The organism is Nocardia sp. NPDC004260, from assembly GCF_053603155.1.
Map to the genome: position 1 here is coordinate 61267 of NZ_JBSGEZ010000040.1, position 10700 is coordinate 71966.

Genomic DNA, 10700 nt, shown 5'->3' on the forward strand with positions numbered 1-10700 from the left:
AGGACGGTCGCCGCGGCGGTCGCGTGCCCACCGCCGGCAGGAAAAGGGTTGCGTCTTAACCGGGTTCCGCCGTCAGAAACGAAATGATCGTGAGTACAACAGAAACTATTTCCGACGCCGACTTATCGGAGCCGTCGGATTCCTCCGGCCCACGCCGGGCCACCGCGCGTAACAGTCTGTACGCGCTGGCCATGCGGCTGCACTTCTACGCGGGAGTGTTCGTCGGGCCGTTCATCCTCATCGCCGCCGTCACCGGCGCGCTCTACGCGATATCGCCGACGCTCGAGTCGATCGGGTCGCGCGACCTGCTGACGGTCACCGCGACCGGAACGCCGAAGCCGCTGTCGGAACAGGTCGGCGCGGCCGTCGCCACTCGGCCGGATCTCCAGCTCGTCGCCGTCGCCCCGGCGGGGGGCGCCGAAGACACCACCCGGGTGCTGTTCAGCGACCCGTCGCTCGGGGAATCCGAGCGGCGGGCGGTGTTCGTGAACCCGTACACCGCGCAGCCGGTGGGTGATTCCGTCGTATACGGCAGCTCGGGTGCGCTGCCGATGCGCACCTGGATCGATCGGTTGCACCGGGACCTGCACCTCGGCGAACCCGGCCGGCTCTACAGCGAGCTCGCCGCGTCCTGGCTGTGGATCGTCGCGCTGGCCGGGCTGGTCATCTGGGTGCGCCGGGTGCGCAGCAGACGGGCCCGCAACGGCTGGGGCTGGCTGTTCGCGGCCGATCGGTCGCAGCGCGCGCGAGGCCGCACCCTGAACTGGCACGGTGCGGTCGGAATGTGGGTGCTTCCCCTCGCGCTGCTGCTGTCGGCGACCGGCATGACCTGGGCGACCTACGCGGGTGCGAATGTCACCGAACTGCGTCAGCAGCTCGGCTGGACCACACCCGCGGTCAGCACCGCGCTGCCCGGAACCGCTGCTTCGAGCCATGATTCGGGTTCCGAGCACCATGGCGGCGGCCACGCAGAGCACGCGCCAACCGCCCCGGCCGAACGGATCGCCCAGCTGGATCGGGTCTACGCGACCGCCCGCGCCGAAGGCATCACACAGCCGGCCGAGATCGCCGTACCGGCCGCGCCGGGCAAGGCATTCGCGGTGAAGGAACGCCGGATGCCCGGCACCTACACCGTCGACTCCGTGGCCGTCGACGGCGCGACCGGCGCGGCCACCGACCGTCTGCCGTACGCCGACTGGCCGCTGATGGCCAAGCTCACCAACTGGGGCATCCAGTTCCACATGGGGCTGATGTTCGGGTTGCTCAATCAGTTGTTGCTGCTCGCGGCGATGATCGGCCTGATCACCGTGATCGTGCGCGGCTACCTGATGTGGTGGCGCAGGCGGCCGACCCGCGATGCGGGGCGGTTCGTGCTGGGCCGGGCCCCACGACGCGGCGCGTTGCGCAAAACCTCGCTCTGGCTGGTCGTGCCGTTGGTGGCCGCCGTGCTCGTGGTCGGCTGGTTCGTCCCGCTGGTCGGGTTGAGCCTGCTCGCCTTCCTCGCGATCGACGTGCTGCTCGGCCTCGCCGGACGGATGCGCGCCGCCGCTTAACCACACATTCGCGGGCGAAAGCCCGTCACCCCCAACGACCTACCGAAACGTCACGGGTATGGCCGTCGCTTCGCCATGCCTTCGAAACCAAGGATTTCCCATGCAGATCACGAAACTAGCCCTGGCCGCCGCGTTCACCACCGCTGCCGTGAGCATCGCCGCGGGCACGAGTTCCGCCGCTCCCGAGGTCGCTCCGGTGGACAGCGCGTCCGTCGAGGCCACATCCACGGAGGCCGCCGAGGCCGTCGGTTTCACCGCCCACGCCACCGAGACCGCCAGCATCATCAGCATTGATTCCGGCTCGCTGGTGGTCGAGGACCAGGCGCTGAAGGTGAAGGCCGCCGACGGCACCGTCGTCGCAGGCACGCCGTTGACCTTCCTGGTCGACGAGTTCGAATTCCCCATCGCCGCGGAGATCTCCGGCCGCACCGCGACGCTGACCCCGCAGTTCGACCTGGCGCACGCGGTCTACAAGCCGGTCGCCCTGCCGTTCGAGGACAAGGCGCCGTGGAAGACGGAGTACGACCGTGAGCAGGCGGCCTGGTCCCGGATGACCAGCACCATCTCCATGGGGGCCACCATCGGCACCCTGGTCGGCGGTATCGGCGGCGCGGCGGTGGGCTGCGTGCTCGGCGGCATCGCGGGCGCGACCGTCGCCGCCGCCACCATCGTCGGCATGTTCGGCCCGTTCATCCCGGCCGCCGCCGTCGGCTGCCTCGGCGGCATCGTCGCCGTCGGCGCCCTCGGCACGGTCGCGGGCCAGATCCTGGTGACGGCCCCCGTCGCCATCGGCGCGGCGATCATGTACTTCTCCACGATCAACGCACCTTTCAGGGGGCAATGAGCTGACCTGCGCAAAGAGTCCCGCCTCTCGCGGTCCACCAGGGACTTTGCAGGTCAAGTGATTTTACGTCATAGCGGCTCCGGTCCGGGATCTCCCACAGACCGGGGCCGCGCATGCGCCTTGAGGAAACCATGGAATCCTTAAGCTTTCATCACAGGTCGGCACCACTACTACGTACGATCAGTACCTGTCAACCATGTCAGCCGTACCGCGGGTTACAGAGACACTGAGTCCCCCTGTGGCTACCTGGATCAGGAGATCCTGCTCTACCACTGCAGCGTTGCACGCGACACAAGCTTCCTCGCTGCCGAGACTCGGCCACCTGTACAGTCATACGTGTGAAGCCGACGGTGACGACCTCTGTCCAAAACTGGCCGGAGGACGCAGTCCGGCTGAACGCGATTTGCCCGTACTACACGATGTTCCCGCTGGACTTCCCGCTTCAACAGATCGCCGCAAAGCCCGAAGCAACTCGCGTGCTGGACCCGTTCTGCGGAAGGGGTACAACGCTGTATGCTGCGCGACTCGCAGGCCTGCCTTCGGTAGGGATAGATATCAATCCCGTCGCCGTCGCAATCGCAGAAGCAAAACTTACTCAGGTTACCTCGGGTGCAGTACTGCGACTGGCCCGGCAAATTCTTAACAGCGGTGTGCAGGGCGACATGCCCGAAGGCGAGTTCTGGCACTGGTGCTTCGAACGCGAAACGTTGCGCGAGATCGTTACCCTTCGCGCAGGTCTCATGGGAATGAGTTCTGCAACAGCGAGGATGCTTCGCGCTGTACTGCTGGGCATCCTGCATGGCCCACGCAACAAGGGGCTTCCATCCTACCTATCAAACCAGATGCCGCGGACTTACGCATCCAAGCCCGCATACGCAGTAAAATTCTGGAAGACGCGCGGCATGAATCCAATGCATATCTCCACATTGGACGTCATCGCACGGCGGGCCGATCGGCTGTTGAAATCGACTCCGCTTACCCAAGGCGGTCGAGTTTACCTTGGCGACTCCGTCGAAACCCTCCAAGAGTTGCGTCAGAAGTTCGATTTGGTAGTAACTTCTCCTCCCTACTACGGCATGCGCACCTACGTAGCTGATCAATGGCTACGGTCGTGGTTCCTTGGCGGCCCCCCGGAGGTGCCCTACGACACTTCTGGACAGATCGCCCGCCAACCGAATCAAGATGCCTTTATAGGCGCCCTTGCCGATGTTTGGGCTGCAACCGCGCGCCGTTGTCACCTGGGCGCTCGGCTAGCAATCCGCTTCGGCGCGCTACCTTCGGCTCGCACGGAGCCTGAGCAAATGATTGTGGATTCAATCCTGAAAGCGGACGCCGGTTGGAGCATTAAGGCGATACAGCCTGCTGGTACTTCACCCAAACGCGCCCGGCAGGCCGAACAGTTCGGCAAAGCTGGCTCCGCCATTGATGAGATTGATGCCGTCGCCGAGTTGGACGGATCATTGCGCCAATTGTCGACTAGATAACTCCAGCATTCATGGATGGGACCAGCAGTGAATTCTCACGAAAGCCAGCTCCACCTTGAGGTTTCCCTTCTTCCAGGGGAGACCATTGATGCACTGAAGCCGGTGGAGCCATCACATCTGACTGATGCGGAACTGAATCAGAGGTACGTCAAAGAAGGGGTCCGTATTGTCATCGAGCAAGCCCGCTACCCGCTGAATCAGATTCTCACCATGTTCACGGACACTTTCACGACGGAGTCTGGAGAAAAAGAAGCCAAATATAAGAGAGACCCCGAATATCAGCGCCGCCATCGATGGGACAATGGGCGAAAATCCAGGCTAATCGAGTCATTTTTAATGAACGTACCAGTGCCTCCAATATTCTTATATGAATACGAGTTAGCCCGATTTGAGGTAATGGATGGCCGTCAGCGATTAACCGCCTTGATGGATTTCTACGAAAATTCTTTAGAATTAACCGGCCTCCAACATTGGCCGGAACTTAACGGTCGAACGTATTCTAGTCTGCCCAGTTCGATTCGTGACGGCATTGATCGACGATACCTATCATCAATTATTCTACTGAATGAGACAGCCGCAGATGAGGAACAGGCCGCGTTTCTCAAAAAATTGGTTTTCGAGCGATTGAACTCGGGCGGCGTACGGCTTAGCGGGCAGGAAACACGCAATGCAGTGTACAACGGGCCGCTAAATGACTTGTGTCTCGAATTATCCCAAACTGCGGAACTGCGTGGAATGCTGGGGACTCCTCTCGACGCAGAAGAAGTAGCCCCGAACGACATCGACGACTCGGATGACTCCGAGGCGGCCAGTACTGAGCTAGATGCTGAAGGTGTCGAGATCACTAAAATGGGCCGGAAAATGTTCGAGTCTATGGATGATGTGGAGATCGTCCTTCGGTTCTATGCATATCGCCACCTGTCTAAGTTCTCTCAGGGCTTAAATCGCATCTCAGATTTCTTGGACGAATTCTTAGTGAGAGGAAATAAATTCGACCAATCTACCCTCGCGGGGTATAAGCAACTTTTCCTAGAAAATATTAAGTTCTGGCACGGAGTCAACGGAACCACAGCATTCCAGGTTAAAGGAAGCAATCGCCATTTCAGTAAGATCGCCTATGACGCGCTGATGTACGCCAGTTCTGCGCTTGATCGAGAGCAGAAGGCAACTCTACTGAGCAGCCCCCAAGCGGTCCGGTCAGCAATCGCTACAATGTACGAAAATCATGGTGCTTTCTTTGGAGGTCGCAGGACTAACATAGCGGACGCACATCGACGGAACGATTTTGCAATTGAGGCGTTGCGTTCGGCATTGACTACCATCGGCGCATAGGTCCGGGTCTAATGCTGCCACAATACAATGGGTTGGCGTCCGACCTCCAACGGATTCGCCGGTTCCTCACGAGCAGTTCAGAAGAACGGCAAACTTCTGACCAGCGCAGGTTCGCCTACATCGCTTGCATCTCCGCGCTGTACTCATCTTTCGAAAACTTCGCTGAACAGGTCGCATTCCGGTTCAGTCAGATGATGCTAGCAGACCCGAGCAATTGCTCTGAAGACCAAATGCTAAAGTTGCGTCGGCGCTATGTGCGTAGTGCATCAGCATTGCTGGGGCAATCTCTAGGCGTGGGAAGGTATCAGGGTGTTACGGAACTTGACGTCGCCAAAAGCCTCGCGTCGTGCTTGGATGAGTCGCACACTTCCATTGATTTGAGACTCGAACTGATCGCACTTCATAATTCGAATCTTCGTTGGGAATCATTGGCGGAAATTTTTCATTGGGCGATGCCAGATCTACTGAGCAAGATCCAATACTCGGATTCAGTACAAAAGTGGATGTCTCTTACCCCAAATGTGAGCGACGGGACCCTGCCGGTGGTCCTTAAAAATGAGTTGGACGACCTTGTAGAACGTCGTAACGAGGTCGCGCACCGAGCCATTCCTGACGAGATCCTTTCCTATGAGCATCTATTAGCGAAAGTCAGCTACATCGAAGCGATTTCACTCGGGCTCATCGCAAGTCTCGCCGGCCCACTCCTCAAGGCAGCGATGAAAAACGGAACAAGCGTGTCTCTGGGCATTCCGGCGGATTACTATAAGAGCCGTAGGGTTGTTATAATTAGTTCTCTGAAGTCGGAGATCTCAGAGGGAGATTTAATCTTCGCGACTGGAGATAATTCCACGCGCTGGGGTCGCGTACTGGAGGTCCAGGTTGCCGATGAACGGGTTGCACACGCGCCTGAAGGTGCAGAAGCTGGCCTACTACTCGATTTCGTGGCTCCTAACAAGGTAGAACTCAATTTTTGGCAAGAACCGATTCCCGATCTCGCCTCTCCTCCGGACGGAATCTTCGGCAGCCGCGGACCATTCATCACTGCTTAAGCTCCCAGGACCGGTGCTAACGGGTGATGATTCACATTTACAGCAGCGCGTGTCGCATCTCGTAAACGGCTGGTGGGCGAAACGTCCGGTGAGGGGGGTGACGCGGCGGTAGCAGCCAATGCTCCATATGCTGTTTATTAGATTGTTTACGGACATGGGCGAGCCCCCCATGAGGGAATCGTCAAACTGGCAGGCCCCCCGAGGGGCGCGGCAGTTCAACAGAAGCCGCATATCCTTCCGGAGGCAGGACTGATATCCCGACCTTCACGTAGGTGTACCTCATGGCGGCGGCTGTTTACAACGGAAGTGAAATTCGTGTTGGATCGGCACGCGGCGTTTCCAATAGAGGGTGCAGAAGGCATGCATGTCGAAGGCGCGTGCTGGGGGAGTTCGTGTCCCACCCTAGGACGCGCGCCAGCAGGGTCCCGCCCGCAACGGCAGCGAGGACGGGGTGCCTGGCGCGCAGTTCTTGAATTCTGTAGAGGAAATTTTGGCAAATTCTGTGCTGAAGTTGCTGTTGGACGTCAACCATCAAATGAAGCCCGACACTGTTGGAGGTTTCTGTTGGAGGTTTTGGAGGTTTCCTACTTCCCTTTTCTCTTTTTCTTCTCGCAGTGGGACGCGCCAACTTCTCTCCCTGCGCTACAACGAATCTCGAGAACATCCCGCATCCACTCACCCGCGAATGCTCCATTGCACCGTAAGACGAGCGGACGCGAAGGGCTGGCACTGCTGCCGCACAACCCAGCGTTCGACCCGAACCCCGCCCCTAACCAGGAGGCCGACCACACTTGAGCCGATCGGCTGTGGATGATTATCGGTCGCGAGTCATTCCGCGTGCGCGGTCTTGTCCGTGTCCGGTGCCGCCACGCACAACGCTCGGGGCTTGGCCGGGTGGATGCCGCACCGCTGCTTGCGGGTGATGCGCCTCCCCCAACCACAGCAGTCGTTCGACATCCGACAGACGCCCGTTCTCGTCCAGTTCCTTGAACGCGGCGTTCCGCGCCTCGTTCAGCGCCGTGAACGCCGCCTCCCGTTCCTTCTCGGCTGCTGCCGCGCGTGCCTCGACCGCTTCGCGCTCAACGATCGCGGCGTCGGCCGCTTCGCGGGCCGCTTGTTCTCCGGTGTCGGCGGATTCGCGTTCCTGATACTGGGTGGGCAGCGGGAACTCCTGCGCCACCTGTTCGGCGGCTTCCCGTGCGATCCGTGCCCGCTCGGTTTCCGGCGTCTGGCGTGCTTGCCTGGCCCGCTCGGCCTCTGCTCGGGCTTGCCGGTCACGCTCGAGCTGCTGCGGCGCATCCACGCGGCCACGCGTAGCGGCTTCCCGGAACTGCTGGATCTTGCGGAATTTTTCGGCTCGTTCTTGCGCCCGGACGATCTGGCGGATCTTCGCCAGTCGTTCCCGTGCCCGGTCGGCTCGATTCAACTCGTACGGCCGGATCAGCTCTAATTGCTGGGATACCAGCGACTGTCCGAGCCGCATCGCGCGAAGTGCATCCGATCTGGATACTACTTCGTGCTGAAACCTGCCCGGGAACTCCTGGGCTATTTCGCGCATGTATTCGAGGACGGAGCGTGGCACCTTTTCCCCAGAAACAGTCTCCCATCGGCTTTGGGTAAGTATTCCTGCCTGAAGTGCCGCGCGTTCAGTCTTCAGTTGCCTGAGTGTTTCTCGCTCGTTGACGCGTCCTGATTTCCGTTCGACACCGTTTGCGCCCCTGCCCTGGGTGCGGGCGGAATCCAATACGCGGACGCTCTTTCCGATTCTGATTGCGAATTGACGAACCCAGCCGCGTTCGCGAGTCTCGCCCCGGATCTGCGCTCGTCCCAGTTCGAAGTACAGGCCCTTTTCATAGTTGGTCAATCGCCGCCGGATGGCATCGTACTCATCGGGCACTGTCGCCCCCCACTTACAGTCGAATCAGGCAGGCTTACCGGCCATGCGAATACTGTATTCGACCCCTTTGGGGCCGAAACTCTCCATGAACAACTCTTCCGCCAGTGGCATCAGCTCACAACCGAGACCACTGTCAGAGAAATGCACAGCGGGTCCGAAGTCGGAATACAAAGGAGCACCGGAGTCCTGGCTATTCGTCCATGTCATCCCAGCGTGCCGCCGTACGCAAGCTTCACCCAAAAATCGAATGAATCCATCTGCGGCTTCCCGGTTCTCCGGCGAAATAAAGCTTGCGCGGTCGTGGAAGCGATTCTGTGCGGCTTCCAAGATTTGCAACGTCAACGGCGGTTTCCACCACGGATCCGTGTATGCGGCAACTCCGGGAACTGTGTCGGACAAGAACTCCCGAATGGCCGATTCCATGCGTTCAGGCGCAACCCAATCCAAGTACGCCTCCGTTGCGGCGTCGAATTCGATATCAAAACCCATTTGGTCGTCGTCCACTGGCGAAGCCTTCCCCTCATGCGAGCTGTCTCGTATCGCGGTTTCGAGCACTACAGTGTCACGTCGGTACGTGTCACCGGGCAAGCGGTGTGCGGAGGCGGAGTGTCGCATCATCGCTCGACATACAGCCGCCCACAGGGCATCCGGGGCAGCCGATCAGTTGCGCCGCTGGCGACGGCTACGGCGTCGGTGCAACTGCGGATATTTTCGTCTTGCAGGAACACGAGGGCCGCAGTCAGGCATGCCGCGTAGTGCAGGGTGTGGCCGCGCATTCGCACGATCAGGTGCACGTCGGGTTCGTCCGGCAGGGGTGAGGTCAGGCCGCGCATCGAGTGGTGCGGTTCGGCTGTGGGTTGCATGGGAGCCTTCCGTGAAGGGGGTTGACCCTTGCGTGAATGTGCTGCGGGGCAATGAATTCGGCGGGGCGGGGGAAGGCTGGCGGGCGGGTTCGGTTGGGCACACCGATGGAGTTCCGTCCGCGCAGCCTTCCCCCTTTTGGGTGCCCCGGCACGTGGCGAGCTTCCCCTGTGGTGCAAAGGGGGACCAGGGGGACGCGCTTTCGTGCGGGGCGGTCTGGGTGGTTCAGGTGTTGTTGAGGTGCTGGCCGATGATGGCGGGGATCAACAGGTCCAGAAAGGTGATGTCGTCGGCGGCGGGAATGTTCTCGATGATCGGATCGAGTACCGGTGCGGCATACAGGCGCCCGGTGTGCGGTGCGGCGGCAGTGCGGGCGCTGCTGATCAATGCATAGACCACCAACGCCATCACACGGACACGGGTCGTGTCGCTCATCCCGTCGCGCACCGCGTCTGTGGTGGCGGCTACCAGCGTGCCGATCACGTCGGTAAGAACGTCGAGTTCGGCGTCGGCTCGCTCGGCGTCCTGGTCCCCGGTCACCGACCGGCCTGCGGCGGCGGGGCAGGCTGGGTGGCGAGGTCGGGATAGCGGGTGGGATCGAACACCACGCGGATACCGATCCACGGGCATTTCTGCCCACCGAGCGTGATATCCATCGGGGAATCGTGGTCGGCCATGCGACCGCGAACCACCGTCACCATCTGCCCGAAGCAGTTCATCGACGGGCATTTGACCGACAGCACTTCGCTGGTCTGCTGGTCGAAGGTGAACAGGCCGGACTGCTCGACGGTGATCCACGGCCCACACGCCGGTCTACACCCGAACGGCACCACAGCGTTGGGGTGTTCAGGCATACGCCATCACCCGCCCTCGCTGCCGCACACGCTCGGCGACGCAGCCCCGGATCGCCTCGACCACCGCCCGCCCCGAGGGCCGGTAGGCGTCGCGGGGCGGATGCACCCACGCCCGGAACAAGCCGGGCCGCTGACCGGGACCGGGCAACGCGATCTCCCCGGCACGAAGGATCGACACACCCAACCGCGACATCTCCGCGAACAACCGAATGTCCTCCGGCAGATCCGGCCCGGTCAGAAACGTCCAACGCTGCGAACGCGGATGCGTCATCACCGGCCCGGCCTGCTGACCCGTTCGCTCCATCCACGCCTTTACTTCCGAGCCGATGAACGCGGGCATCATCACCCCACACACCCGGCCCGCGCGTAGCGTGATGCGCCCCAGATGCGGCGGGTGGACTTCAGCGGGCAGATCGCACACCTGCCGGTAGAAGTGACACACCGACAACGGCGTGTGCCCAGGCTGTTTCGACAATTTCACGAACAACTCCCCTGCTCGATGCACTGGTGTGCACCCGACGCCGAGGCCGAACCGTATGGCTGCGCGTCATCGGGCAACCAGCAGGGCCGGGATGAGGGACCGGCGACACCCGGCGTCGGGGCTGAATCCAGGCTCTGTGTTCGGGGCAATGCTCACAATGGCAGTACTGAGCAGCGGTGTTGGAAACTACTAATTCCGAGCGGGCTCGGAACGCGCTGCGTCCGCGTACCGTTGGCATATGGGCGCACAACTAAGGGTTGTCCCGTAAGTCCGACGCGGTGATGACGACCTGGACCCGGTTACGGTCAGCGGGCGTGGGCGAGGTTGGCCAGAGTGGCAACTCCG

Annotated in this window: 11 protein-coding genes; 5 read left to right on the top strand and 6 right to left on the bottom strand. The window is 61.2% G+C overall.

From position 1 onward, the window contains the following. Positions 1-83 precede the first annotated feature (83 nt). The 5 genes from ACWEO7_RS23025 to ACWEO7_RS23045 all read left to right on the top strand — a co-directional run bounded on the left by ACWEO7_RS23025 (position 84) and on the right by ACWEO7_RS23045 (position 6262). Positions 84-1553, top strand: coding sequence for a PepSY-associated TM helix domain-containing protein (locus ACWEO7_RS23025; RefSeq protein WP_452425987.1), 1470 nt, complete (start codon positions 84-86; stop codon positions 1551-1553). Positions 1554-1653: 100 nt separating this feature from the next. Beyond that, entirely contained in the window at positions 1654-2397 is a 744-nt protein-coding gene (locus ACWEO7_RS23030; RefSeq protein WP_452425988.1) for a hypothetical protein, read from the top strand. A gap of 338 nt (positions 2398-2735) precedes the next feature. Next, positions 2736-3881 carry a DNA methyltransferase gene (locus tag ACWEO7_RS23035; RefSeq protein ID WP_452425990.1) on the top strand — a complete coding sequence of 382 codons (1146 nt, stop codon included), beginning with the start codon at positions 2736-2738 and terminating at the stop codon, positions 3879-3881. A 15-nt stretch (positions 3882-3896) separates the two neighbouring features. Further along, positions 3897-5213: a DUF262 domain-containing protein gene (locus ACWEO7_RS23040; protein WP_452425992.1), complete on the top strand. Its 1317-nt coding sequence runs from the start codon at positions 3897-3899 to the stop codon at positions 5211-5213. Positions 5214-5245: 32 nt separating this feature from the next. Beyond that, positions 5246-6262 carry a HEPN domain-containing protein gene (locus ACWEO7_RS23045; protein WP_452425994.1) on the top strand — a complete coding sequence of 339 codons (1017 nt, stop codon included), beginning with the start codon at positions 5246-5248 and terminating at the stop codon, positions 6260-6262. An 814-nt stretch (positions 6263-7076) separates the two neighbouring features. Here the strand turns inward: ACWEO7_RS23045 and ACWEO7_RS23050 are convergent. The 6 genes from ACWEO7_RS23050 to ACWEO7_RS23075 all read right to left on the bottom strand — a co-directional run bounded on the left by ACWEO7_RS23050 (position 7077) and on the right by ACWEO7_RS23075 (position 10355). Beyond that, positions 7077-7745, bottom strand: coding sequence for a hypothetical protein (locus ACWEO7_RS23050; RefSeq protein ID WP_452425995.1), 669 nt, complete (start codon positions 7743-7745; stop codon positions 7077-7079). Between the two features lie 438 nt (positions 7746-8183). Then, entirely contained in the window at positions 8184-8663 is a 480-nt protein-coding gene (locus tag ACWEO7_RS23055) for a hypothetical protein (RefSeq protein WP_452425997.1), read from the bottom strand. Between the two features lie 110 nt (positions 8664-8773). Next, a complete protein-coding gene (locus tag ACWEO7_RS23060; protein ID WP_452425999.1) occupies positions 8774-9022 on the bottom strand; it encodes a hypothetical protein in 249 nt (82 codons plus the stop codon). Positions 9023-9245: 223 nt separating this feature from the next. Next, complete coding sequence (locus tag ACWEO7_RS23065) at positions 9246-9560, bottom strand: hypothetical protein (protein WP_452426001.1); 315 nt, start codon at positions 9558-9560, stop codon at positions 9246-9248. Further along, positions 9557-9874, bottom strand: coding sequence for a hypothetical protein (locus ACWEO7_RS23070; RefSeq protein ID WP_452426003.1), 318 nt, complete (start codon positions 9872-9874; stop codon positions 9557-9559). The genes ACWEO7_RS23065 and ACWEO7_RS23070 overlap by 4 nt, the downstream gene beginning before the upstream one ends. Further along, positions 9867-10355 carry a DNA-directed RNA polymerase subunit beta gene (locus tag ACWEO7_RS23075; protein WP_452426005.1) on the bottom strand — a complete coding sequence of 163 codons (489 nt, stop codon included), beginning with the start codon at positions 10353-10355 and terminating at the stop codon, positions 9867-9869. The genes ACWEO7_RS23070 and ACWEO7_RS23075 overlap by 8 nt, the downstream gene beginning before the upstream one ends. Between the last annotated feature and the right edge of the window lie 345 nt (positions 10356-10700).